This window comes from Klebsiella oxytoca NBRC 105695 (assembly GCF_001598695.1).
Lineage (GTDB): Bacteria > Pseudomonadota > Gammaproteobacteria > Enterobacterales > Enterobacteriaceae > Klebsiella > Klebsiella oxytoca.
Window position 1 is genome coordinate 27,284 of the sequence record NZ_BCZK01000002.1, and the last position, 23,655, is coordinate 50,938.

Here is a 23,655-nt window from a genome sequence, read left to right on the forward strand (position 1 = left end):
TGATGGGCTTAAAGCAACTGTTTGACAAACTTGAGCCGCACTTTACGCACGGCGGCAAGCTGGAAAAATACTACCCGTTGTTCGAAGCGACGGCGACCCTGTTCTATACACCCGGTCAGGTGACGCGCGGAGCGGCGCACGTCAGAGACGCCATCGACCTTAAGCGGATGATGATACTGGTGTGGTTCGCCGTTTTCCCGGCGATGTTCTGGGGAATGTATAACGTTGGTCTGCAGACCATACCGGCGCTGGCTAAATTATATAGCGCTGAACAGCTGCAGCAGGTCATCGCCGGGAACTGGCACTACAGCATTGCCCAGTGGCTGGGGGTAAACTTCACCGCTGATGCCGGCTGGCTCAGTATGATGACGCTGGGTGCGGTATTTTTCCTGCCTATCTACATCACCGTGTTTCTTGTCGGTGGGTTCTGGGAAGTCCTGTTTGCTATCGTGCGTAAGCACGAAATAAACGAAGGCTTCTTCGTGACCTCAATCCTGTTCGCGCTGATTGTACCGCCATCGCTGCCGCTATGGCAGGCTGCGCTCGGGATCACGTTTGGCGTCGTCATGGCCAAGGAGATCTTTGGCGGAACCGGGCGTAACTTTCTCAACCCGGCGCTGGCGGGGCGGGCCTTTCTGTTCTTTGCCTGGCCGGCGCAAATTTCCGGCGATCTGGTGTGGACCGCAGCGGATGGTTTTTCCGGCGCGACGCCGCTGTCCCAGTGGGCTAGCGGCGGCGGTGAATCGCTGGTTAATGTCACAAGCGGACAGCCGGTAAGCTGGATGGATGCCTTCCTCGGCAATATTCCGGGCTCGATTGGCGAGGTTTCGACGCTGATGATTCTGATCGGCGGCGCCATCATCATTTTCGGTCGCGTGGCTTCCTGGCGCATTGTCGCTGGGGTATTCCTCGGCATGGTGGCTACCGCGACGCTGTTTAACTTCATTGGCTCTGATACCAACCCGATGTTTGCCATGCCGTGGTACTGGCATCTGGTTCTCGGCGGTTTTGCTTTCGGCATGATGTTTATGGCGACGGATCCGGTGTCCGCGTCGTTTACGGATAAGGGTAAATGGAGCTACGGCCTGCTGATCGGCGTGATGTGCGTCCTGATTCGCGTCGTCAACCCGGCCTATCCGGAAGGGATGATGCTGGCGATCCTCTTCGCCAACCTCTTTGCGCCGCTGTTCGATTACCTGGTGGTGCGGGCCAATATTAAGCGGAGGAAGTCGCGTGGCTGAGAATAAAAGTAACGATAGCATCGGCAAAACGCTGCTGGTGGTGCTGGTGCTTTGCCTGGTCTGCTCAATCGTGGTCGCCGGTTCTGCCGTCGGGCTAAAATCGCGCCAGCAGGAGCAGCGCGCGCTTGATAAACAGCGCAATATCCTGGCGGTTGCCGGTCTGATGAAGCAGGGAATGAGCGCAGATGAAGTGGCCGATATTTTTAAGGCCCGCATCTCTCCACGATTAGTCGATCTCGCTAGCGGGGAGCTGCTGGATAAAGACCCGAGCAAATTTAATCAGGCCCAGGCCCTGAAAGATCCGCAGCAGAGCTTGCAGCTGGAAGCCAGCCAGGATCCGGCGGGTATTAAACGCCGCAGTAATATCGCCGAAATATATCTGGTGCGTGATGAAAAACAGCAGATTCAGGAAGTCGTACTCCCTATTTACGGCAACGGTCTGTGGTCGGTGATGTACGCGTTTGTGGCGCTGGAAACCGATGGCCGTACGGTAAAAGGGATCACTTATTACGATCATGGCGAAACGCCGGGGCTGGGCGGGGAAATTGAAAACCCCAACTGGCGCCAGCAGTTCGTCGGTAAACAGGTGCTTGATGATAAAGGGATGCCTGCGCTGAGAATCGTCAAAGGCGGCGCGCGTCCTGGCGACCTGCACGCCGTTGATGGCCTGTCGGGCGCAACGCTGACATCAAACGGCGTGCAGCATAGCTTTGATTTCTGGATGGGCAAACTGGGCTTTGGCCCATTCCTGCAAAAGGTGCGAGAAGGGGAGCTGAATAATGGCTGATTTGGGCGACATGAAAGAAATGAAGCGCGTGCTGGTGGGGCCGCTTATCGCTAATAACCCTATCACTCTGCAGGTACTGGGCGTCTGCTCCGCGCTGGCGGTGACCACCAAGCTGGAGACCGCTTTTGTAATGACCATTGCGGTGACGCTGGTTACGGCATTCTCCAGCATGTTTATCTCCATGATTCGCCACCACATTCCGAATAGCGTGCGCATCATTGTACAGATGGCGATTATCGCTTCGCTGGTTATCGTCGTCGATCAGGTGCTACGCGCGTTTGCCTATGAGATCTCGAAACAGCTTTCGGTTTTCGTCGGTTTGATCATCACTAACTGTATCGTGATGGGGCGCGCCGAAGCCTATGCCATGAAGTCGCCGCCGTTGGCGAGCTTTATGGACGGTATTGGCAACGGTCTGGGATACGGGGCGATCCTAATCATCGTCGGTTTCCTGAGAGAGCTGATCGGCAGTGGTAAGCTATTCGGTATTACTGTGCTGGAAACGGTGCAGAACGGCGGCTGGTATCAGCCAAATGGTCTGTTTCTTCTGGCACCCAGTGCGTTCTTCATTATCGGTTTGTTGATTTGGGCGGTGCGCAGCTGGAAGCCTGAACAGCAGGAAAAGGAGTAACCGACCATGGCTCACTACATTAGCCTGTTTGTCCGCGCCGTGTTTGTTGAAAACATGGCGCTGGCCTTCTTCCTGGGAATGTGTACCTTCCTCGCCGTGTCGAAAAAGGTCTCAACCGCTTTCGGTCTCGGCGTTGCGGTAACGGTCGTACTCGGACTGGCGGTACCGATCAATAACCTCGTGTATAACCTCGTGCTGCGCGACGGCGCGCTGGTGGAAGGCGTTGACTTAAGCTTTCTGAACTTCATCACCTTTATTGGCGTGATTGCCGCGCTGGTACAAATTCTGGAGATGATCCTCGATAAGTACTTCCCGACGCTTTATAACGCGCTGGGGATCTTTCTGCCGCTGATTGCCGTTAACTGTGCGATTTTTGGCGGCGTCTCCTTCATGGTACAGCGCGACTATAACTTCACCGAATCCATCGTTTACGGCTTTGGTTCCGGCGTCGGCTGGCTGCTGGCGATTGTGGCGATGGCGGGTATTCGCGAAAAAATGAAATACGCAAACGTGCCTGCGGGTCTGCGCGGGTTAGGGATCACCTTTATTACCACGGGTCTGATGGCGCTGGGCTTTATGTCATTCTCCGGTGTGCAGCTATAAGGGCGGAAAGTATGGAAATAATTCTTGGCGTAGTGATGTTCACGCTGATCGTCCTGGTGCTATCCGGGCTGATATTGGCCGCGCGTTCGAAGCTGGTGAATGCGGGCGATGTGGTCATTGAAATCAATAACGAAGCGGATAAACAGATCCGTACTCCGGCGGGTGACAAGCTGCTGAATACGCTCTCCAGCAACGGAATCTTCGTCTCGTCGGCCTGCGGTGGGGGCGGCTCCTGCGGCCAATGCCGGGTGACGGTGAAAGAGGGCGGCGGTGATATCCTGCCTACCGAACTTTCTCATATCACCAAGCGTGAGGCGAGAGAGGGCTGCCGCCTGGCCTGCCAGGTCGCGGTGAAGCAGAACATGAAAATTGAGCTGCCGGAGGAGATTTTTGGCGTTAAGAAGTGGGAATGTGAAGTTATCTCGAACGATAACAAAGCCACTTTTATCAAAGAGCTGAAGCTGCGCGTGCCGGACGGCGACGCGGTTCCGTTCCGCGCAGGCGGGTATATTCAGATCGAATGTCCATCGCACAAGGTCGCTTATGCTGACTTTGACGTTCCGGATGAGTATCGCGGCGATTGGGATAAATTTAATCTCTTCCGCTATGTCTCGGATGTAAAAGAGCCTACGTTGCGCGCCTACTCCATGGCTAACTATCCGGAAGAGAGGGGCATCATCATGCTCAACGTGCGTATCGCAACCCCGCCGCCGCAGGTACCTGATGCGCCTCCGGGAATTATGTCTTCCTATATCTGGTCGTTGAAGCCGGGCGATAAAGTGACGATTTCCGGGCCGTTTGGGGAATTTTTTGCCAAAGAAACGGACGCTGAAATGGTCTTTATCGGCGGCGGAGCCGGAATGGCGCCGATGCGCTCGCATATTTTTGATCAGCTTAAGCGCCTGCACAGTAAGCGTAAAATCAGCTTCTGGTACGGCGCGCGCTCTCTGCGAGAAATGTTCTATGATGACGAATTCGAGCAGCTGGCACGTGAAAATCCGAACTTTACCTTCCACGTGGCGCTCTCCGATCCGCAGCCTGAAGATAACTGGACCGGTCATACCGGCTTTATTCACAATGTCCTGTATGAAAACTATCTGCGCGATCACCCGGCGCCGGAAGATTGTGAATTCTATATGTGCGGGCCGCCGGTGATGAACGCCGCGGTCATCAAAATGCTGAAAGATCTCGGCGTTGAGGATGAAAACATCATGCTCGACGATTTTGGAGGCTAATGATGCTGACGGTATTTGTCGCGACCTTTGTGATTTTCGCGCTGGTTATTCTGGGAATGTCGCTCGGGTATCTGATCAAGCGAAAAACTATCCAGGGCAGCTGCGGGGGGATCTCATCGCTGGGTCTGGAAAAGGTCTGCGACTGCCCTGAGCCCTGCGATGCGCGTAAAAAACGCATGGCACGCGAAGCGCAGCGCAATCAGGATCGCATCATTTAACTAGCAGGCCGCACCATGCGGCCTTTTTTGATTTACCACGTTTTCGCTTTTGCCGGTGAGTCAACCATTACGCCGTCGGCGCCAAGCTCGCTTGCCGTACGAAAATCATCAGCATTATTAATGCCGAAGAATATGATATGGGCTTTGCCCTGTGAGCGGAAACAGTCCATCGCTTCTTTATCCCAGGTGAGCGTGGCCGGCGATACGCCTTCGCCCAGGGTGAACTTCTCGATGACTTCTACTTTGCGTTTCAGCTCAAGGCCGTACCAGTACTCGTCCCCTGGTGAGTTGGTGGGCTGACACTGGTGGCTAAGAGAAATGGTCGCCAGCTTTGTTCGCGTTTCGTCCCGGCTGACGAAATGGGGAATTGACTCTGGTAGCGCTGCGATATAGCGAGCGTCCGTTGAATACACGCGTACGCGGGCGAGGCTATGGGTTTTATTTAACACATCGCCAAGCCGAGCCGCCATTATCGCAGGGTCGGCATCAGGCGATTTGATATCGATATAAAAGAAGGTCTCCGGCCACTGTTCCAGCACCGATTGTAGCGTGGGAATCGTTGCATTTTTACCGCGCCAGGGGTGAGTTTCATCGCCCCATTTCCACCCCGCGTCCATGCGTGCCAGTTCGGCTGCGCTATAGCTTGAGATTTTCCCTGTATGATTAGTCAGCGCGGAAAGATCGCCAGGACGATATAAAACCGGGACGCCATCCTGGCTTAATTGCACCGTTATCCAGATCGCCTCGGCCTTATTTTCCAGGGCGAGTTTTATTGCTGGAAGTGTATTTTCCGGGGCATCGCCGGTACCTCCGCGATGAGCAATAAGCTGAGGTGCTGCGCAGGCGCTGCTGGCAATAAGTAAACCGAGCGCAGTTACTATTGATTTCATGATTGGGTTTTACCTTATTTATTAATATAACTATATGAAAAATAAATCATATTTGTTGCATTTTTATGTTGTAGCACGTTTTTTAAGGTTGTGGATTTAAAAAGATTAAATTTCGCCATAGTTTGCTATACTGTATGCATGTACAGTCTAAGGTTTGGCTATGCGTAAAATCATCCATGTAGATATGGACTGCTTCTTCGCAGCGGTTGAAATGCGTGATAACCCGGCGCTGCGCGATATCCCTATCGCCATTGGCGGCAGTCGGGTACAGCGCGGCGTTATCAGTACGGCTAACTATCCGGCGCGTAAGTTCGGCGTGCGCAGCGCTATGCCTACCGCCACCGCCCTGAAACTTTGCCCACACCTGACGCTCCTTCCCGGTCGTTTCGACGCTTACAAAGAGGCCTCGAACCATATCCGGGAGATTTTTTCCCGCTATACCTCGTTAATCGAACCCCTATCGCTGGATGAAGCCTATCTTGACGTCAGCGACAGCGTCCATTGTCAGGGGTCAGCAACGCTGATGGCGCAGGAGATCCGTGAGACCATCCATCGCGAGCTCAATCTGACTGCTTCTGCCGGCATTGCGCCGGTAAAATTTTTGGCAAAAATCGCCTCGGATCTGAATAAACCTGACGGCCAGTTTGTCATTGCGCCGCACCAGGTAGCGGAGTTTGTCAAAACGCTGTCGCTGTCGAAGATCCCGGGCGTCGGCAAAGTCTCCGCCGCGAAGCTGGAAAGCATGGGCCTGAGAACCTGCGAAGATGTACAGAACAGCGATCTGGCAATGTTGCTCAAGCGCTTTGGTAAATTCGGGCGAATATTGTGGGAACGCAGCCACGGCATTGATGAACGAGAAATCAGCAGCGAGCGCCAGCGCAAATCGGTGGGGGTTGAGCGAACCCTGATAGAGGATATCCACGAATGGGCGGAGTGTGAGTCGATTATTGAGAACCTCTATCCAGAACTTGAACGGCGCCTGGCGAAAGTTAAACCGGATTTGCGGATTGCTCGCCAGGGGGTCAAGCTGAAGTTTAATGATTTCCAGCTCACGACCCAGGAGCATGTCTGGCCCCGGCTGAATAAAGATGATTTGATTTCTACCGCGCATAAAGCCTGGCACGAGCGGCGCGGAGGTCGGGGAGTCAGGCTGGTGGGGCTGCACGTGACGCTGCTTGATCCGCAGCTGGAGCGGCAACTCGTTTTGGGACTGTAACAATGTTAACAATAAGAATGTACGAAGAGGGGGATTTTCCAGCGCTATGCGCACTCTTTTTACGCGCCGTTAAAGAGACAGCCAGCGCCGATTATTCCCCCCGGCAAATTGCCGCCTGGGCACAGGTTGATGAAGAACGCTGGCGACAAAAACTAGCGGCGTCATGCGTACTGATTGCGATAAAAGATGCCTCGCCGGTCGGGTTTATCACTGCCGTAGATGATTATATCGATTTACTCTTCGTTTCTCCCGACTATAGCCGCCAGGGCGTCGCCAGCGCGCTGCTCAATACGCTATTGAGGCAGCTTCCTGAGCGCATTTATACGGTAGAGGCCAGTATTACGGCAAAGCCCTTTTTTGCGCGTCATGGCTTCACGGTTATTCAGCCACAGGAAGTGGAGGCGCGGGGTGAACGTTTTCTTAATTATTTGATGCGGCGGCAAATCGGCTTGCAATAGATTTAACGCCTGATTACTATACGCGCACTTTCACCTATTTATTAACTGCAAAGGAGGTTCACCATGAATACAGATTTCCAGAACGCACTTTGCAGGCCTTCCCAGGAATAACTCTCTTTTTTGCCCTGGTAACGTCTGCCACATCCTTTATTTATTTTTTAATATGGATTGGTATATGGGCAATAATGTTCATTATACGTCTGAATCTATTTCTTATATTCGTTCAGACGATCTGTGGATCGAAGGTTTAGCGATCCAACAATTACACACGACGGCAAATTTACCCCACATGCAGCGCGTGGTGGGAATGCCAGACTTACATCCCGGGCGTGGCTATCCCATCGGCGCAGCCTTCTTCTCGCTGGGCCATCTCTACCCGGCACTGGTGGGTAACGATATCGGTTGCGGCATGGCGCTGTGGCAAACGGATATCCTCGCGCGAAAATACAATGCGGATAAGTTTGAGAAGAAACTGTCCGCTATGGGGGACGTTGCGCAAGCAAGCTGGCTGGACGAGCATCTGCCGGAAAATTTGTTGACCCATCCCTGGCGCAGCGCCCTGGGATCGATTGGCGGCGGTAACCATTTCGCTGAACTGCAGCAGGTGGAGCAGGTTGTGGATAACGACCGTTTCCAGCAGGCCGGCCTTGATGCTCAGCGCCTGCTGCTGCTGGCGCACAGCGGATCGCGCGGCCTCGGGCAATCCATACTGCAGCACCATATTGCGGCTTTTTCGCACGATGGCCTGGCGGAAGGTAGCGCTGCGGCTCGGGATTATCTGGCAGAACATGATGATGCGCTGGCTTTTGCCCGCGTGAATCGTTATCTGATTGCCACCCGCATCCTGCAACAGATACGGGCCGACGGACGGAGCGTACTGGATATCGCGCATAACTTTGTCGAGTCCTGTTCTGTTGACGGGCTGCAGGGTTGGCTGCATCGCAAAGGGGCTACGCCGGACGACCGGGGCCTGGTGATAATCCCGGGCTCTCGCGGCGACCACAGCTGGCTGGTGCAGCCTGTTACCCGCGAGGAGACCCTGCATTCGCTGGCGCATGGCGCCGGGCGGAAATGGATGCGAACCGAATGCAAAGGGCGCCTGTCCGGCAAATATACGCCGGCTCAGCTGGCGCGCACCGAGCTGGGAAGCAGGGTGATCTGCCGCGATCGTCAGCTGATCTATGAAGAAGCGCCGCAGGCGTATAAATCCGTTGAAAGCGTACTTAACTGTCTGGTGCAGGCCGGGCTGGTCGAACCGATCGCCCGTCTGCGTCCGCTGCTGACGCTGAAAACCAGCGGAGGGAAAAGCGCATGATTTTATTGCAACTCTCTTCCGCTCAGGGGCCGGATGAATGCTGTCTGGCGGTGAAACTGACGTTGGAGCGGCTCATAAAGGAAGCCGCAGAGCGGCGGCTTTCCCTGACGCTGTTGGAAAGTGAGCCAGGACGTCATGCCGGCACCCTGCGTTCTGTTCTGCTTTCGCTGGATGGTGACGGCGCGTTTGCTTTCAGCGAAAGCTGGTGCGGCACTTTACAATGGGTCTTTTCCAGTCCGTTCAGGCCGCATCACGGGCGCAAAAACTGGTATGTTGGCGTAGGGCGCTTTTCCTGCGATGAACAGATGCTCTCCAGCGAGATCCGCTTTGAAACGCTGCGCTCTTCCGGACCTGGCGGGCAGCACGTGAACAAGACCGATTCCGCGGTGCGCGCCATTCATACGGCAAGCGGCATCAGCGTAAAGGTGCAGTCGGAGCGGAGTCAGCATGCGAACAAACGGCTGGCGCGTCTGCTGATTGCCTGGAAGCTGGAACAGCAGCGGCAGAATGAGAGTGCGGCGTTGAAGTCTGAGCGGAGAATGTTCCATCATCAGATTGAGCGCGGTAATCCGCTGCGAACGTTTAGCGGGCGTTAATGAGCGAGTCGTTATAAAGAAAAGGCCCACTTCCTGAGGAGTGGGCCTTTGTTGTCTTACTTCGCCGGAATGGATTTCAGCAGCTCAGTCAGCAGCGTCCAGTACTGGCCCACGCTTTCGATATGCACCTGTTCATCCGGAGAGTGAGGGCCAGTAATGGTTGGCCCGATGGAAACCATATCCAGTTCCGGATACGGTTTCTTGAACAGACCGCACTCCAGGCCCGCGTGGATAATCTGGATATTCGGCGTTTTGTTGAACAGACGCTGATAGGTTTCACGTACCAGATGCATCACCGGAGAGTTGGCGTCCGGCTGCCAGCCTGGATAGGCGCCTTTGGCTTCGGTTTTCGCACCGGCCAGCTTGCCCAGAGAGTCCAGCATGCTCACGACGTAATCTTTACCGCTGTCAATCAGCGAACGAATCAGGCAGTGAATCTGCACGTTGTCGCTGGTCATGGTCACCACGCCGACGTTCAGAGAGGTTTCCACCACCCCTTTTGCCACGTCAGAGTTGCGGATGACGCCGTTCGGCGTGGCGTTAAGCAGGCGCACAAAGGTATCACGAGATTGAGTCGTAAGCGCAGGCTGGCCATTTTCCGCCGACTCCAGCAGCACAGCGAGATTTTTCTCTTTAGCCGCCAGCTCGTTTTGCAGGATCTCCTGGTACTCATTCGCTCGCGCTTTCAGCGTTTCCGCTTTGTCCGCGGCTACGGCTACCGTCGCGAACGCTTCGCGCGGGATGGCGTTGCGCAGGGTGCCGCCATTGAAATCGACCAGGCGCAGATCGAGCTCTTCAGCATGGCCCGCCAGGAAGCGTGCCAGCAGTTTGTTCGCATTGCCTAAACCGACGTGGATCTCGCCGCCGGAGTGGCCGCCTTTCAGCCCTTTAAGGGTCAGTTTAAAGCTCTGGAAACCGGCCGGAACGGCTTCACGGGTCAGCGCCAGGTCAGAGGTGAAGTCGATCCCACCCGCGCAGCCCATGTAAATTTCACCCTCTTCTTCGGAGTCGGTGTTGATCAGGATATCCGCCTGCAGCCAGTTGGGCTGCAGGCCAAAGGCGCCGTCCATACCGGCTTCTTCCGTCATGGTCAGCAGCACTTCCAGCGGGCCATGAACAACGTTGTCGTCAGCCAGCACCGCCAGCGCGGAAGCCATGCCGATACCGTTATCGGCGCCCAGAGTCGTGCCGCGCGCTTTGACCCACTCGCCGTCGATGTAAGGTTGAATCGGGTCCTGAGTGAAGTCGTGAACGGTATCGTTGTTTTTCTGCGGCACCATATCGAGGTGCGCCTGCAGCACTACCGGTTTGCGGTTTTCCATACCGGCAGTGGCGCCTTTACGAATCAGAATGTTGCCAACCTGGTCGCGTTCCGCGTGTAAGCCTTTTTCTTTTGCCCAGCCCATAATGTGCTCAGCGAGCTGTTCTTCGTGATAGGACGGGTGGGGAATAGAGCAGATTTTGGCAAAAATATCCCACAGCGGCTGAGGGGATAATTGAGACAGTTCAGACACGATGAGTCTCCTTACAATCATCTGCAAAAGTCGTTTGCAGATCGAGGGTTAGCAATCAAATACACTACAAGCCCGGGCTTGCGCGATGGGGTTGAGAATACCACTTTCCGCGTACTCTGGTAGTGTAAACCACGTAAAAAGAGTCGTCGTGGCCGCTTAACGCTGGTTTTTAGCGCGTCAGATCTCTATAATCTCGCGCAACCATTTTCCCCCTCGAACATTATTTAAGCCGTATTACACAGGCTGGGACACTTCACATGAGCGAAAAATACGTCGTCACCTGGGACATGTTGCAGATTCACGCCCGCAAGCTGGCAACCCGCCTGCTGCCGGTTGAACAGTGGAAAGGCATTATTGCCGTTAGCCGCGGCGGTCTGGTACCGGGAGCACTACTGGCGCGTGAACTGGGTATTCGTCATGTTGACACCGTTTGCATCTCAAGCTACGACCACGATAACCAGCGTGAGCTGACGGTTCTGAAACGTGCAGAAGGCGACGGCGAAGGCTTCATCGTTATCGATGACCTGGTCGATACCGGCGGTACCGCCGTTGCTATCCGCGAAATGTATCCTAAAGCGCATTTTGTCACTATTTTCGCAAAACCGGCCGGCCGTCCGCTGGTTGACGATTATGTTATTGATATTCCGCAGGATACCTGGATTGAACAGCCGTGGGATATGGGCGTGGTGTTCGTACCGCCTATCGCAGGCCGTTAATTTCCCGCATAAATGCTAATTACCACGCCCGGTTTTGCCGGGCGTGGTTTTTTTTACCCTTGCGCAGGTTACAATAGCTTCAGTGGCAACATGATGGAGGCTGCACATGTCCCAGGCTAACCTTAGCGAAACGCTGTTTAAACCCCGATTCAAACATCCGGAAACCTCTACGCTGGTGCGCCGGTTCAATACCGGAGCGCAGCAACCGATCCAGTCCGCGCTCAGCGGCAATAACGTTGATCACTGGTATCGATTGATTAATCGCCTGATGTGGATCTGGCGTGGCGTGACGCCGCAGGAAATCCTCGACGTGCAGGCGCGCATCGTCATGAGCGATGCGGAGCGAACCGATCCGGAGCTTTACGATACGGTTGTCGGCTATCGCGGTGGCAACTGGATCTTTGAATGGGCGAAACAGGCGATGGACTGGCAGCAAAAGGCCGGCCAGGAAGAGGATCTGCTCATCAGCGGCCGCCACTGGCTGCATGCGGCAAACCTGTACAGCATTGCCGCCTATCCGCACATTAAAGGCGATGAGCTGGCGGAACAGGCGCAGGTGCTGGCATACCGGGCTTACGAAGAGGCGGCTCAGCGGCTGCCCGGCAAGCTGCGCGAGCTGGAGTTTTCCATCCCTGGCGCGGCGCCGATCACCGGGTTCCTGCATATGCCGCCAGGCGAGGGGCCGTTCCCGACGGTGCTGATGTGCGGCGGCCTTGACGCGCTCCAGACCGATTATTACAACCTGTATGAGAACTATTTTGCGCCATTGGGCATCGCTATGCTGACCGTGGATATGCCTTCAATTGGTTTCTCGTCAAAATGCAAGCTGACCCAGGATACCAGTATGCTGCACCAGTATGTGCTGCAGCATCTGGCCAATGTGCCATGGGTCGATCATACCCGCGTGGCCGCCTTTGGTTTCCGTTTTGGCGCCAACATTGCCGTACGGCTGGGCTATCTGGAATCTCAGCGCCTGAAGGCGGTTGCCTGCCTGGGCCCGGTGGTGCACGGCCTGCTGGTGGATCCGCTGCATCAGGGACGGGTGCCGGAAATGTATCTTGACGTTCTGGCTTCGCGTCTGGGAATGCACGATGCTTCCGACGAAGCGCTGCGCGTGGAGCTTAACCGCTACTCCCTGAAGGTTCAGGGACTGCTGGGGCGCCGCTGCCCTACGCCAATGCTTTCGGGCTTCTGGAAAGACGATCCGTTCAGCCCGGAAGAGGAGTCGCGATTGATCACTTCATCCTCATCCGACGGCAAGCTGCTGGAGATCCCGTTCAATCCGGTTTATCGCAATTTCGATCACGCCCTGCGGCAGATCGCCCGCTGGATTAGCCATAGATTTAGTTAATATATTGCTAAATTCTATCGATTTGGTAACGTCATGGCATCACCAAAGGAGATTGCAATGACGTTACCGAGTGGACACCTAAAGAGTAAGCTGATTAAGAAATTCACGGCGCTAGGCCCTTACATCCGTGAGGAGCAATGTGAAGACAACCGCTTCTTTTTCGATTGCCTGGCAGTTTGCGTCAACGTAAAACCGGCGCCTGAAAAACGCGAGTTCTGGGGATGGTGGATGGAGATGGAAGCGCAGGCATCGCGCTTCACCTATAGCTACCAGTTTGGATTATTCGATAAAGAAGGCGACTGGCGTCCGGTCGCGATTGACGATCCTGAAGTCACCGAAAAGCTCGAAAAGACGCTGCGCGATTTTCACCAACGAGCCGAAGCGCTATTGGCAACGTTTAACCTTAAGCTGGAACCTGCTGATGATTTTAGCGAGCCGGTTAAGCTGAGAGCCTAAGAGTCAACCTTCTGTTGCCATCCGGCTAGCAATAAAACCCGCGTTTCTACCAGCGTGGGTTTTGTCCCCAGGCAAACCCACACTAATTGCCGTTTAATACCCGATAGGGTTGACCGACGGCAATCATGCCTGCGGCCAGATCTTTGGTCACTACCGTGCCTGCCCCGACTTTGACGTTATCGCCTAGCGTGACCGCGCCGATCACCACGGCGTGGGCGCCAAATTCTACGTTATCGCCGATTCGCGGGCTGTTGCCTTCCTGACCCTGGCTATCGGTCACGCTGCCAATAGTGACCCCCTGGCGCAGAGTACAATTTTGGCCGATGATCGTTCCCCGATTAATAACGATGCAGTGCGGATGAAACAGCTTCAGCCCATATCCAATGCGCGCTCGCCACGGCAGCTCAATGCAAAATAAACACTCGTTAATCACGATATTGAGAATAACGAAGGGAATTGCGCAGATCTTCCACAGCGGGTTACGACTGCGGTAGAGCGTTGCCAGACGATAGAGCAGAAGCGCGATTTTCGCTTTAATGCCGCCGCAGGATTTGATTTCCCGGCCGACCAGCCTGATAGCCTCAAACATGGTTATTCCTTAAGGTTAAACGAAGCCAGTGAATACCATCCGTCACCGGTTTGACCTTCGTTAGCAAGTTGTATACGCGGTAGATTTTGATGGTTGGTCAGCGCCGCTTCCAGGCGGTACTGGCCGTCAGGCAGGCCCGCAGGCAGCGGCAGCGTGACGTTGCTTTGATGGTCGCCGGGCAGCCACTGGCGAACATCGTCCGACGTACGGACTTGCGTCATCGTCGTACCCGCATCATTCACTATTCGCCACTGTACAAGCCACGGGAGATAGGCTGGAGCGACGCCGTCGTTACGCCAGGTAACATTCAGCGTAAGCGGAGTGCCGCTACGCACGGGCGTATCAAATTCCAGCCGGCTCACCCGGTAGCGATAGCCGATACGCAATAATGCGTTATCAACGATATCGCGATAGGCGGCCGGTACCGGACGCGATTTCAGATTCAGGGTACTGGCGTGCTGCGCTAATGCCCAGTCAAAGCTGGCCTGAACCTCCTCGCGGGTATAGTGCTGAACGCTTTCCCACTCCGCCATATAACCGCAAATTTCAAGACTAACGGGAGCGTGCTGCCAGCCAGTGTTAAAACCGGCCCACGCCTTCTGCGCTGCGGCCAGGCGTTGAGGATAGTCATCGCGCATATGGCTCCACTCCGGGGAAAAGTTATGCCAGTCTCCCCAGCAGTCCGCGCGCCATCCGGCGCCCTTTTGGCTGGCCCAGGCCAGCGAGTCGCCGCCGCTGATTAACATAATTTTGGGCGTTTTCGGGAAACTGCTGAAGTGCATATCAATGTAGCGATTGAGCTGTTGCGGAGTGTACTTTTCCATCAACGGCGCGACGTCAGGGAAATTGGAGTTATGCCATTCGCCCCAGGAACCCACCATGCCGATATCGACAAACGCCAGTTCAGGATTGCCGTCATAACGCGCGCCGAGGGCGTTAAGCAGCTTTTGCGCATAGGCGATAAAAGTCGGATCGCTGAGATCCGGGACAAAGGTTTTGCCATTTTCGACCCATTGTCCCTGAATGCCTTTGGCGATAAGCCAGGCGGGGATTTTCGAGCCTGATTGTGGCTCATCGAGCGCCATGAAACGTAATCCGACGTTCATTGCCGGCTGATGTTGGGCGGCGACGCTGAAGGCATGATCGATCGGCGCAAAATTATAGACGCCTTCTTCAGGCTCCAGATCGCTCCAGTAAAAGCGATCGTATTCAAATCCGGTGTCCGGATACTCTTTCAGAGAGGGCTTCTGACCATAACCATCGTGGAAACTGGCCACGCCGATCCCAGGATTCGTTAACAGACCGGTGAAGGCCGGCGGGGTGACAACCGTACGTTCAGCCAGTACCGCTGCAGAGGGTATGACTCCGGCCAGCAGTAGCGCCAAAAGCAGCGCGGCGCGGCGCAGTGAAAAAGAGCTCATCGTTAATTCACTTTATCGTGGAGGTTTACAAACCACGTCCAGATACCCACGTGGAAGTTCTTAAACACATCGATACCCAGCGCAGATTTAAGCATATAGAGCGCCAGCAGCACGGCAAGAATGGCAAACAGTACGGCAAACGTAATCGCCAGGGTGGAAAATATACGCCCGAGCAGCGTGCTTTCTCGCGGAATTTTGCGCAGATCGCGACCGCATAAAAAGACTACAAAATAGCGACGATGCAGAAACGGAAAGCTATGGCGAAAGTCGATACGATGGCGCGACGCCAGGCTCGATCTCACCAGCGCCTGTTCGATACCGCGTTTCTGCTCCGGCGTTAATGAGGCTTCTGTTTCCGGGTCAAGCGCGGAATAAAAGCGCTCGATGACCAGGTCGGATGTTGATTTTGTCACGGTTGACTCTTATTCGTTAATCGCTGATAGACCTGAGCCGTTTTCGCTGCAATGTCCGGCCAGCGGTATTTGGGCATTAACTGGCTGTAATCCACGGTCTCCTCGCCGCTCCAGGACTGCAACTTTTGCGCCAGCGCGGCGACATCACCTGCCGGGAAATAGTCCCCGGCAGGCAGGCCAATCTCCAGGTTAGCGGGGATATCGCTGACGATAACCGGCAGTGACCAGGACATGGCCTCCAGCAGGGCAATAGGCAGCCCTTCATGGTAAGACGGTAGAACAAAAAGCCCGGCCTGTGAGAACAGGGTATGCAACGGATCGCCGCTAATAAAACCGGTCATGATCACCCCCGGGGTAGCGGCCGCCTGTTTCTTCAGCCGCTCGCTATACTCATCCGGATGATCGGCATCGCCAATCAGCACCAGCGGCTGCGAGCAGTTGGCGGCTTTGTGGGCGGCAATCAGATCGTGCAGCCCTTTTTCTTCAACAAAGCGGGCGACGGCGACAACGTATTGCCCGGCTTTGAGAGAGTACTGATCCAACGTGGCCTGCCGGGCCTCTTCGGCGGGAAGCTGCGGCTGGCGCACGCCGTTATAGATCACGTTCGCGTTATAACGGCCATGTTTGGTCTGAATCAACGTATTAATCACTTCCGAGATAACAATGACCTCGTTGGCATATTTCACCGCCCATTTTTCACCGAGGCGCAGCATCTCCTTCGCCATTTTCCCCCATTTCTGCCGGTCATAGTCCGGGCCGTGGTGGGTAAAAACGACGCGTTTGCCGAGCAGGCGCAGCAGCGGGACCACCAGGCCAGGCCCGACCGCGTGAACGTGCACGACATTTGAACCGTCGAACAGGGTACTGAAGGCGGCCAGCGTAGAGTGAATAATGGCTTCGAACTTGCGGCTTTTGGGCGCCCACAGGCTTTTCAGCTGTACGCCTTTATATTCGCTACGGCGGTAGTCGACGTACGGCGAGCGGGCAATGACGCAGATATCAGCATGATTCTGTTGATAGATTTCGGGATACAAATTCTGGCAATGGGTCTCCACGCCGCCCTGGACGTTCGGTATACCGCGGGTGCCGAGCACCGTCACTTTAAGCTTCATTTCGCTTCCCCCACAAGCTGCTGATAGAGTTCCTGCAGAACCTGCATATGTCGGGCGAGATCGTATTTATCCTCTAACCGCTGGCGTGCGTTAATGCCCATTTCACGCGCCTGCTGAGGATTGGCGGCCAGGCTATCCATGATGCGCGCCAGCGCGTCGGCATCTCCTGGTTCCACCAGATAGCCATCAATGCCATCGCGAATTTGCTCCGGAATACCGCCGATATTGCCGCCGACGACGGGGCGGCCGAACGCCATCGCCTCCAGCACCGACATCGAGCAGTTTTCATAATATTCGGAAGGGACGATCACCGCTCGCGCGCCGCGAATCAGCGCGTTGAGCGCTTCTCCATGGCGCATATAGCCGAGAAATTCCGGACCGCTAAAGCGGGCGCGCAGGTCGCTGCCGAGAGGGCCATCGCCGACGATTTTCAGCGGCATGGACTGCTGCATTTTTTGCTGCGCCAGCGCCAGGGTAGCCACGCCTTTCTCACGGCTCAAGCGGCCGATATAGAGGAAATAATCCCCCGCAGTATCGCCCGGGACCGTGGTGCTGGCATCAATACCGTTGACGATCACATCGATCCGCGACCTGGGTAATTTACGCAGCAGCGTCTGACGCATAAATTCGCTGGGAGCGATAATGCAATCGAGCATGGCGTAATTTTGCGCGAACTTTTGCCAGTAGGCCTCAAGCGAGAGCAGCAGGCTTTTAAAGGTGTCTCCCTGCTGGCAGCGATGGCGAAAGGCATTGCTCACCGAACCGGTAAGACAGTCATCGCAGACGTGGCCATCGCGCAGCATGGTGTAAGATGGACAAACGATTTTATAATCGTGCGCCGTCAGTACCGTTTTGCAGCCAAAGCGTTTAGCGACGCCAATCAATGCGGGCGTCAGCTGATGATAGATATTGTGAAAGTGCACAATATCCGGGCGCTGTTCCAGCAGCAGCGTATTGAGTTTATTGCAGGCCTCGGCGTTGTAGATAAAATCGATACCCGCTTTGAGCTTACCCGTCAGGCCATGGCTTTGATGATAATCCACGTTATGTACGAAGAAATTCTCCCAGGGCGAAGGCTTATTTTCCGCATGCTGCATGCTAAAGTCGACAACCTGATAGCCGGCTTGCAGCATGGCGTCTCGTTCCTGAAAAAAAACGGTTTCCGCTCCGCCCTTAATAAAGAAGAATTTATTAACGAATAATATTTTCATGTTCTGTCTGGATATGTTTTGGGTTAGAGACGGTCACGGCGGGCTGTTTCAGCGGATCGCGAACGGGGTTAATGACGCCTCGCACCATGCCTGCGGAAAATAACGATAAGTTGATCACGCTCTGGACGCCGTCGCGCAGCGATTTATTTTTAATCGCCTTCAGCGCGATAAACGCCAGCAGCGGAAGCAGGGCGATGATAATCACCCCGGGATTGAACGTCAGCAGGCAAATAATCAATATCAGGATATACAGCGTGAATATCAGTTCGTTGCGAACAATCTTAAGCGCGGCGGGGAAATGCTTTTTTCCCCAGCAGTTGCGTAATAGTTCACCCGGCGCCCATAAAAAGCCGTTCTTCCAGCGATAGGCCAGCATTTTGAAGGTCGGCATGGTATAGGATGCATGGCTAAAATAGGGTGCGGCAAGACGATGGAGCTTATAGCCCGCGGCCTGCAAACGGATCCCCAGTTCAGCTTCTTCATAACCGTGAAGGTTCAGATTAGTCAGATAGCCTATTTTCTCGATTGCTGAACGGCGATAGAGTCCGCCGCCGCCAAGATGATCGGTATCGCCCTGCGGATAGATAAGATGCAGACGCTGCTTGCGCGATTTAAACTCATAGTTAGCGGCGTCATCCATCTCGACGCTGCCCGCCACGCCCGCATACTCGGGATGCGTTTCGAGAAAAGCCACAGCGGTGTCGAGAAAACCCGGCTCCAGCTCCATATCGCCATCCAGCAGCAGCAGGTAATCCCCTTCGCTGAACAACCAGCCCAGCTGATGACCCACGCCGCAGCAGCGATCTTTCGCGTTATCGAGGCAGACCACCATCGCGTCTTTGGCGACGGCCAGCTCCCGGGTATTGTCGGTCGACAGGCTATCGGCGACGATAATTTGATGCGGATAAGGCTGCAATTGCTTGCGGACGCTGTCGATCGTTTTTTCAATACCCTGCGCTTCGTTGAGGGTTTTAATGCTGACGGTAATTGATGGCGTTTTATTCATATTGGGTACCGGAATTCAGACGGACAGAACGATGAATGACAATAAGCGCCCCGAGGGCCAGCCATAATAAAAACTGTAGCATGGGAATGATCATCAGGATCTGGCTGTAGGGAAGACTGAGCAAACAGCCAATGGCAAAGACGTAAAATGCAGGCGCGGAGCTGAGCAGCTGTAAATCTTCACGTTTAAGATCGTAGCGGGAAAAGGTCTCTTTCGGCCGCATACCGACGAGAATAGAAGCAATCATGGCGATAAATAAGATCACGCCGATAATACCGACTTCCCACAGCAGCATGCTCAGCGCGGTGGAATCGAGAATAAGGTGATACCAGGCGCCAATATAGCCGGGGGAGACGGTACTGCCGCTGTTGGTGGCGTTCAGACCGTAACCAAACAGCATTCCGCCCGGGCCAAAAAGTTCGTTATGCTGGAGCCAGAAGAAAATAGTGGTAAATCGGCCGAGCTCGCCGCTTTCCATAATGTAGTTGGTATCAAAGATATAGCCGAGGGAATCGATAAATACCGAGAGCGCGCTTTTTGTCGGATCTCCGCCGAAGGCCGACGAGTAGTTGGACGCCAGAATAGTGATAGCGGCAAAAATTAATACCACCATGCCGGCGGCGATAATCATCAATGAGCGCAGGGTGACTTTACTGATACCGCTAACGTAAGCGGGCATGATCCACAGCAGCGCCAGTAAGAACGGCGACAGCAGAATCACGAATTTTACCTCGCCGACCACGCAGAGGAAAAAGGCCAGCACGATATGCGTCGCCATCGACTTGAACGAGCAGATACCGTGCTTAAATTCGGACACCTTCAGCAGCATAATCAGCAGGCAGAACATCCCCATTGCTGCGGTATTGCCGCCGCCCATCGGGTCGCCGCCAAACGTGCCGACCACCGAATCCCACTTTTCATCCTCACCGCGTAGCGCCACGCGTTTTGGCACCACTACCAGCACCTGATAGATAGCCAGCGGGAACTGGACGTAGAATAGCCAGTAAAAAAGCTGTGTCAGGCGATGCAGCTGCGACTCGCGAAACATGCCGAGCAGCATGCAAAACATCACCAGCGACAGAGCCAGTTCGTTTTTAAAGCCGACGATAGCGGTGACGATGCCGGATTGTAAAACCGTGGCGCAGAGGCTGAGGATGATAAAAGTCAGGTACAGCGCCAGCACCACCTTCTCGCGCGCGCTAAGCGCCAGCGGCTGCGCCCGGCTTTGCATCATCAGCAGAATCACCATCACCAGCACCATGAAAAAAGGAAGCCACAGTACGGCTGCCACGCCGGTGAAATACTGAATCGTGCCGCAGAAGACGATGGTCGTCAGCGCGAATGCTTCCAGATAGCGGCCGGTATTTAGCTGCATATTTTCTGCTCCTGCCGGGAGAGCTGTAGCGCCCGTTTGTTCATTTTCAGCAGGATGAACAGATAGCGAATGCTGGTCAGAAGAGAGAACGTCAGCAGGGCTATCTCATAGCTCTGGCCCAACTTAGGCAGAACGACAAAAGCGACGGCGATGATTAGCAACTGCTCTATCTGAATACGTAAAAAATAGCGTTTAGAACCAAAGATAAGCTCAATAACGGTCAGCGGACTGACGGCCAGCGCGGCGAACAGATAGGGCAACATATAGCGTGAGGTCGGAATGGAATTGAGCCACTCCTGGCTAAAGCCGAGGCGCATAACCAGCGGATAGAAAATCCAGATCCCAAGGATACAGATCAGCGCCGCGGCCATCAGCAGCAGGCGAATCTTTTTGTACTCCGGATAGTTAAAGGTGCTGTTGCGAAAATCCATCGACCATTTTGAAAAGATGGAGTTGCGCACCGCGTTACCGACAATCATCACCGGAGATAAACAGAAGCGGCTTACCACCGAGAAATAGCCCGCGACCAGCGGTGAAAACCAGACATTTATCAACATCGTCGGCAGGTTATTGCTGGCCATCGCCAGCACTTCCGCGCTGCCGACGCGACTGAGATGCTGCCAGTGCTGACGCGCAAAAAGAGCGTTCGCGCGCGGAGAAAAATGCGCTGGCGTCAGGGTACTGAAGCGGAACAAGCGCAGCAGACAGAGGCTGAGCAGCAGCAAAATACCGGCCATCCAGGCGATATAGAACAGCGTGGTATTCGGCATCGCCAGCAGGGCTATCGCTACGACCAGCGACACGGCGATGCGCTGAAAGGTCAGAAACTGATAGTTGCCGCCGCGCAGCGAGAGGTTCTCGGCAATCAAAACCAGCGCATAGCCGAAGGTGAGCAGATAGAGAAACGCAATATTGAGATGGAAAATCAGCCCGGTGATGACCGCCCAGGGCAGCGCCAGAATCAGGCTTTGTAGCAGGCAAAACACTACGTTCTGCCCCAGCTCATGCTCCTCCTGGCGCGGGATAAGCAGCTGCGACGCAAAGGTGCAAACCTGAGCGCCAATCAGCACGTTGCTGTAGATCATCGCATAGTGTCCGACTTCCGCCATGCCGTAGCGATGGGAAATCAGCCACACGGAAAATGCGCCGATCGCCTGCGAAAGAACCGAGGAGCTGGCGATTGAAGAAATACTCTTAATTAAATTCATAATCGCTACTTCGGTGAAATCAGTTCGCCCATGCCGCGCTCGGGCAGGCGTTTGCCTTCCTGAGTCTCCAGATTCTCTTCTTGAACCCGGTTAAGCATGGTGGCGACTGGCGTAGGCGCGGCGGTTTGCAGACGATTCTGCGCGTCGCGAATGCGCGACGCCTGCTCGCCAGCGTTGATCGCCAGCAGGGTAATATCGACGTGCGGCGCCAGCAGCAGGGCGTCCTGCGCCAGCCCGAGCGAAGGCGCGTTAATAATCAGATAATCGTAGGTCTGCCGCAGCGTCGTCAGCAGCGCCGGGAGCCGCTCAGAGGTGAACAGCAGCAGCGCGGAGTCGCTCAGCTCGCCTCGCGGCATAAAATCAAGCGTGTCGGCCAGGGGGACCACCGCCTGAGGCGCGGCGCTGCGGCCATCAAGACGCTCGCTAAAGCCCGTTTTATGCTGCGGATAGCGCGCGGAGAGCCCATCGCTTGCCAGGTAGTCCACATCAATGAGCAGCGTTTTACCTGACTTAGCGGCGGACCACGCCAGCATTTCGGCAATCAGGCTGCTGCCGGCATCGGCCTGCGCCGAGGTCACCAGTATCATCCCGCCATGATTATTCTGACCGAGCAGCGCCAGGCGCAGGCTGTGGATCATGTCGGCATACAGCAGGTTCTGGAACGTCAGCTTCGCGCTGTTCGCCTGAGGCAATTGCGGGAATTCACCGCTGGCATCAAGGCCCGTTTTAGCTTTAAGTTCGCTGATGCTGTTGACCGTTTTATCCAGCGCGGTGCTGACAATCAGGTACATAATGTACAGCGCCAGCGCCATCAGGGTCGCCATCACGATAAGCAGACCGCGCTGCGGTTTAGACGGTTGATTTGGCGGCACGGCGGCATCGTAGATCACTTCATCAGGAACCGAAAAGCTCTCGGAGAGCTTCTGCTCGTTCGCCCGCTGATACAGCGATTTATACAGCTCTTCGGTTTTGTTCAGCGCGGTCATCATGGTGTTGTATTTATCGCGCTTAGCGCCCAGTGCCTGGAAGTCGGCTTTCTGATCGTTGAGCATCTGCTGATAGTGCTGCTCATCGTCCAGCGCAATCTGATACTGCTGACGTAACCCATTGAGCAGTTCACCCAGCACCTGGCCTATTTGTCCGTTAACGACCTGCAGCTGGGCCTGAGCCTGGAGGTATTTCGGATGCTTAGGGCCATAGTGTTTTGCCGCTTCCGATAAGTTACGTCGCGTCTGGATCAGCGCGATCCGCAGATCCTGAATCTGCGGATGACCGGAAATTTCCGGCAGTGAGATGATCGCTTCCGGCGCTTTTCCCTGCTGGCGGCGCACTTTGTCCCATACCGTTTGCGCTTTCAAACGGCGCTGGGTCGCGTCAGCCAGATGGTTAATCACGATCCCCAGGCGCTCGGTTTCGTAGCCATCCATGCTGCGAAAAGTCAGCAGACCGTTCTGTTTGAGAAAATCATCGATATCGGCTTTCTGGCGATCGAGTTTATTGCGCAGATCGTCCATCATTTTTTCGTTCCAGCCCTGGGCCTGAAGTAATATTTTCTGCTTCTGCGCCAGGCTGTAATCGATAAAGGCCTGCGCCACGCCGTTGGCAATATCGGCGGCTTTTTGCGGCGATTTCGCCTCCATCGAAACGGATACCAGCTGCGTGGTGCGCACGCCGGAGATGGTCAGGTTTTTTTGCAGGGCGCGCACGGCATTATTGACGCGCGCGGCCTCATCAAGCTTATCCCCGCCGTTAAATTCCGGGTCCTGATCCAGCTTTAGCGCTTTCACTGCGGCTTCCAGTACCACGCGGGAGCCCATCAGCGCGTATTTGGTTTCATAGTAATCGCTGCGGGTGGAATCGTAGTTTTCCAGCCGCGGCAGGGGGGTTACATCCTGCGACTGCGCTTTAAACAGCACCGTTGCGGTTGCGGTGTAGCTGGATGACATAAAGCGCGTCAGGATCCACGACGCCGCCGCAGCCACCACGACCACCACCAGGCACCAAATCAGCTTGTGCTTGATTTTGTTGAAATAAGGCGTGAAGTCGATAAAGCCTTCTTTCTTCTTTCCATTTTCAACTAATGAAATAGCCAT

General features: G+C 54.9%; 24 protein-coding genes. 13 read left to right on the plus strand and 11 right to left on the minus strand.

What is annotated here, in order from left to right:
• The first annotated feature begins 2 nt into the window (after positions 1-2).
• Genes KO1_RS03785 through nqrM form a run of 6 tightly spaced genes read left to right on the plus strand, consistent with a single transcriptional unit; the run spans position 3 to position 4,715 of the window.
• On the plus strand, positions 3-1,241 hold the full coding sequence (locus tag KO1_RS03785) for an NADH:ubiquinone reductase (Na(+)-transporting) subunit B (protein WP_004099158.1): 1,239 nt from the start codon (positions 3-5) through the stop codon (positions 1,239-1,241).
• Positions 1,234-2,028 (plus strand): Na(+)-translocating NADH-quinone reductase subunit C, encoded by a 795-nt coding sequence (locus KO1_RS03790; protein WP_004099160.1) that lies wholly within the window; start codon positions 1,234-1,236, stop codon positions 2,026-2,028. Before KO1_RS03785 ends, KO1_RS03790 begins: the two co-directional genes overlap by 8 nt.
• Positions 2,021-2,659, plus strand: coding sequence for an NADH:ubiquinone reductase (Na(+)-transporting) subunit D (locus tag KO1_RS03795; RefSeq protein ID WP_004099162.1), 639 nt, complete (start codon positions 2,021-2,023; stop codon positions 2,657-2,659). Before KO1_RS03790 ends, KO1_RS03795 begins: the two co-directional genes overlap by 8 nt.
• A gap of 6 nt (positions 2,660-2,665) precedes the next feature.
• Entirely contained in the window at positions 2,666-3,262 is a 597-nt protein-coding gene (nqrE, locus tag KO1_RS03800; RefSeq protein WP_004099164.1) for an NADH:ubiquinone reductase (Na(+)-transporting) subunit E, read from the plus strand.
• 11 nt (positions 3,263-3,273) lie between these two features.
• A complete protein-coding gene (nqrF, locus tag KO1_RS03805) occupies positions 3,274-4,497 on the plus strand; it encodes an NADH:ubiquinone reductase (Na(+)-transporting) subunit F (RefSeq protein ID WP_004099166.1) in 1,224 nt (407 codons plus the stop codon).
• A gap of 2 nt (positions 4,498-4,499) precedes the next feature.
• Positions 4,500-4,715 carry a (Na+)-NQR maturation NqrM gene (gene nqrM / locus KO1_RS03810; protein WP_004099168.1) on the plus strand — a complete coding sequence of 72 codons (216 nt, stop codon included), beginning with the start codon at positions 4,500-4,502 and terminating at the stop codon, positions 4,713-4,715.
• Positions 4,716-4,747: 32 nt separating this feature from the next.
• On the opposite strand, the gene KO1_RS03815 is transcribed toward nqrM, so the two are convergent.
• Positions 4,748-5,605 (minus strand): glycerophosphodiester phosphodiesterase family protein, encoded by an 858-nt coding sequence (locus KO1_RS03815; protein WP_016809611.1) that lies wholly within the window; start codon positions 5,603-5,605, stop codon positions 4,748-4,750.
• A gap of 160 nt (positions 5,606-5,765) precedes the next feature.
• On the opposite strand from KO1_RS03815, the gene dinB reads away from it, so the two are divergent.
• From dinB to prfH, 4 genes are all read left to right on the plus strand, one after another.
• Entirely contained in the window at positions 5,766-6,821 is a 1,056-nt protein-coding gene (gene dinB / locus KO1_RS03820) for a DNA polymerase IV (protein WP_017146578.1), read from the plus strand.
• Between the two features lie 2 nt (positions 6,822-6,823).
• Positions 6,824-7,279: a GNAT family N-acetyltransferase gene (locus KO1_RS03825; protein ID WP_064406842.1), complete on the plus strand. Its 456-nt coding sequence runs from the start codon at positions 6,824-6,826 to the stop codon at positions 7,277-7,279.
• A 175-nt stretch (positions 7,280-7,454) separates the two neighbouring features.
• A complete protein-coding gene (locus KO1_RS03830; protein WP_023320365.1) occupies positions 7,455-8,594 on the plus strand; it encodes an RNA ligase RtcB family protein in 1,140 nt (379 codons plus the stop codon).
• Positions 8,591-9,190 carry a peptide chain release factor H gene (gene prfH / locus KO1_RS03835; protein ID WP_016809608.1) on the plus strand — a complete coding sequence of 200 codons (600 nt, stop codon included), beginning with the start codon at positions 8,591-8,593 and terminating at the stop codon, positions 9,188-9,190. The genes KO1_RS03830 and prfH overlap by 4 nt, the downstream gene beginning before the upstream one ends.
• A 56-nt stretch (positions 9,191-9,246) precedes the next feature.
• On the opposite strand, the gene pepD is transcribed toward prfH, so the two are convergent.
• Positions 9,247-10,704, minus strand: a complete 1,458-nt coding sequence (gene pepD / locus KO1_RS03840) for a cytosol nonspecific dipeptidase (protein WP_004099176.1) — start codon at positions 10,702-10,704, stop codon at positions 9,247-9,249.
• Positions 10,705-10,961: 257 nt separating this feature from the next.
• Here pepD and gpt point away from each other — a divergent pair, with 257 nt between their 5' ends.
• The 3 genes from gpt (at position 10,962) to crl (ending at position 13,227) form a co-directional block, all read left to right on the plus strand.
• Complete coding sequence (gpt, locus tag KO1_RS03845) at positions 10,962-11,420, plus strand: xanthine phosphoribosyltransferase (protein ID WP_004099178.1); 459 nt, start codon at positions 10,962-10,964, stop codon at positions 11,418-11,420.
• Between the two features lie 106 nt (positions 11,421-11,526).
• Positions 11,527-12,771 (plus strand): esterase FrsA, encoded by a 1,245-nt coding sequence (gene frsA / locus KO1_RS03850; protein WP_004099186.1) that lies wholly within the window; start codon positions 11,527-11,529, stop codon positions 12,769-12,771.
• A gap of 57 nt (positions 12,772-12,828) precedes the next feature.
• Positions 12,829-13,227: a sigma factor-binding protein Crl gene (gene crl, locus KO1_RS03855; RefSeq protein ID WP_004099188.1), complete on the plus strand. Its 399-nt coding sequence runs from the start codon at positions 12,829-12,831 to the stop codon at positions 13,225-13,227.
• Positions 13,228-13,309: 82 nt separating this feature from the next.
• Here the strand turns inward: crl and KO1_RS03860 are convergent, their stop codons facing one another.
• Genes KO1_RS03860 through KO1_RS03900 form a run of 9 tightly spaced genes read right to left on the minus strand, consistent with a single transcriptional unit; the run spans position 13,310 to position 23,655 of the window.
• Positions 13,310-13,816, minus strand: a complete 507-nt coding sequence (locus KO1_RS03860; RefSeq protein WP_004099190.1) for a serine acetyltransferase — start codon at positions 13,814-13,816, stop codon at positions 13,310-13,312.
• Between the two features lie 2 nt (positions 13,817-13,818).
• The gene (locus KO1_RS03865; RefSeq protein ID WP_004099192.1) at positions 13,819-15,237 is read right to left on the minus strand and encodes a DUF4832 domain-containing protein; all 1,419 of its coding nucleotides are present in this window, start codon (positions 15,235-15,237) and stop codon (positions 13,819-13,821) included.
• 2 nt (positions 15,238-15,239) lie between these two features.
• Positions 15,240-15,650 (minus strand): hypothetical protein, encoded by a 411-nt coding sequence (locus KO1_RS03870; protein ID WP_004110797.1) that lies wholly within the window; start codon positions 15,648-15,650, stop codon positions 15,240-15,242.
• Complete coding sequence (locus KO1_RS03875) at positions 15,647-16,762, minus strand: glycosyltransferase family 4 protein (protein WP_004099196.1); 1,116 nt, start codon at positions 16,760-16,762, stop codon at positions 15,647-15,649. The genes KO1_RS03870 and KO1_RS03875 overlap by 4 nt, the downstream gene beginning before the upstream one ends.
• Positions 16,759-17,973 (minus strand): glycosyltransferase family 4 protein, encoded by a 1,215-nt coding sequence (locus KO1_RS03880; protein WP_016809607.1) that lies wholly within the window; start codon positions 17,971-17,973, stop codon positions 16,759-16,761. Before KO1_RS03880 ends, KO1_RS03875 begins: the two co-directional genes overlap by 4 nt.
• Positions 17,954-18,979, minus strand: a complete 1,026-nt coding sequence (locus KO1_RS03885) for a glycosyltransferase family 2 protein (protein ID WP_004099199.1) — start codon at positions 18,977-18,979, stop codon at positions 17,954-17,956. Before KO1_RS03885 ends, KO1_RS03880 begins: the two co-directional genes overlap by 20 nt.
• A complete protein-coding gene (locus tag KO1_RS03890) occupies positions 18,972-20,354 on the minus strand; it encodes a hypothetical protein (RefSeq protein ID WP_004099201.1) in 1,383 nt (460 codons plus the stop codon). Before KO1_RS03890 ends, KO1_RS03885 begins: the two co-directional genes overlap by 8 nt.
• Positions 20,345-21,562, minus strand: coding sequence for a lipopolysaccharide biosynthesis protein (locus KO1_RS03895; protein ID WP_024273758.1), 1,218 nt, complete (start codon positions 21,560-21,562; stop codon positions 20,345-20,347). The genes KO1_RS03890 and KO1_RS03895 overlap by 10 nt, the downstream gene beginning before the upstream one ends.
• 5 nt (positions 21,563-21,567) lie before the next feature.
• Positions 21,568-23,655 (minus strand): GumC family protein, encoded by a 2,088-nt coding sequence (locus KO1_RS03900; protein ID WP_004099205.1) that lies wholly within the window; start codon positions 23,653-23,655, stop codon positions 21,568-21,570.

Coding starts and splice junctions, on each gene's coding strand:
- KO1_RS03865 (WP_004099192.1), bottom strand. CDS start 15,237: ATGAGCTCTTTTTCACTGCGCCGCGCCGCGCTGCTTTTGGCGCTACTG.
- nqrF (WP_004099166.1), top strand. CDS start 3,274: ATGGAAATAATTCTTGGCGTAGTGATGTTCACGCTGATCGTCCTGGTG.
- KO1_RS03825 (WP_064406842.1), top strand. CDS start 6,824: ATGTTAACAATAAGAATGTACGAAGAGGGGGATTTTCCAGCGCTATGC.
- KO1_RS03900 (WP_004099205.1), bottom strand. CDS start 23,655: ATGGCTATTTCATTAGTTGAAAATGGAAAGAAGAAAGAAGGCTTTATC.
- KO1_RS03880 (WP_016809607.1), bottom strand. CDS start 17,973: ATGAAAATATTATTCGTTAATAAATTCTTCTTTATTAAGGGCGGAGCG.
- KO1_RS03795 (WP_004099162.1), top strand. CDS start 2,021: ATGGCTGATTTGGGCGACATGAAAGAAATGAAGCGCGTGCTGGTGGGG.
- frsA (WP_004099186.1), top strand. CDS start 11,527: ATGTCCCAGGCTAACCTTAGCGAAACGCTGTTTAAACCCCGATTCAAA.
- crl (WP_004099188.1), top strand. CDS start 12,829: ATGACGTTACCGAGTGGACACCTAAAGAGTAAGCTGATTAAGAAATTC.
- KO1_RS03890 (WP_004099201.1), bottom strand. CDS start 20,354: ATGCAGCTAAATACCGGCCGCTATCTGGAAGCATTCGCGCTGACGACC.
- KO1_RS03860 (WP_004099190.1), bottom strand. CDS start 13,816: ATGTTTGAGGCTATCAGGCTGGTCGGCCGGGAAATCAAATCCTGCGGC.
- KO1_RS03830 (WP_023320365.1), top strand. CDS start 7,455: ATGGGCAATAATGTTCATTATACGTCTGAATCTATTTCTTATATTCGT.
- prfH (WP_016809608.1), top strand. CDS start 8,591: ATGATTTTATTGCAACTCTCTTCCGCTCAGGGGCCGGATGAATGCTGT.
- KO1_RS03875 (WP_004099196.1), bottom strand. CDS start 16,762: ATGAAGCTTAAAGTGACGGTGCTCGGCACCCGCGGTATACCGAACGTC.
- nqrM (WP_004099168.1), top strand. CDS start 4,500: ATGCTGACGGTATTTGTCGCGACCTTTGTGATTTTCGCGCTGGTTATT.
- nqrE (WP_004099164.1), top strand. CDS start 2,666: ATGGCTCACTACATTAGCCTGTTTGTCCGCGCCGTGTTTGTTGAAAAC.
- KO1_RS03885 (WP_004099199.1), bottom strand. CDS start 18,979: ATGAATAAAACGCCATCAATTACCGTCAGCATTAAAACCCTCAACGAA.
- gpt (WP_004099178.1), top strand. CDS start 10,962: ATGAGCGAAAAATACGTCGTCACCTGGGACATGTTGCAGATTCACGCC.
- KO1_RS03895 (WP_024273758.1), bottom strand. CDS start 21,562: ATGAATTTAATTAAGAGTATTTCTTCAATCGCCAGCTCCTCGGTTCTT.
- KO1_RS03785 (WP_004099158.1), top strand. CDS start 3: ATGGGCTTAAAGCAACTGTTTGACAAACTTGAGCCGCACTTTACGCAC.
- KO1_RS03815 (WP_016809611.1), bottom strand. CDS start 5,605: ATGAAATCAATAGTAACTGCGCTCGGTTTACTTATTGCCAGCAGCGCC.
- dinB (WP_017146578.1), top strand. CDS start 5,766: ATGCGTAAAATCATCCATGTAGATATGGACTGCTTCTTCGCAGCGGTT.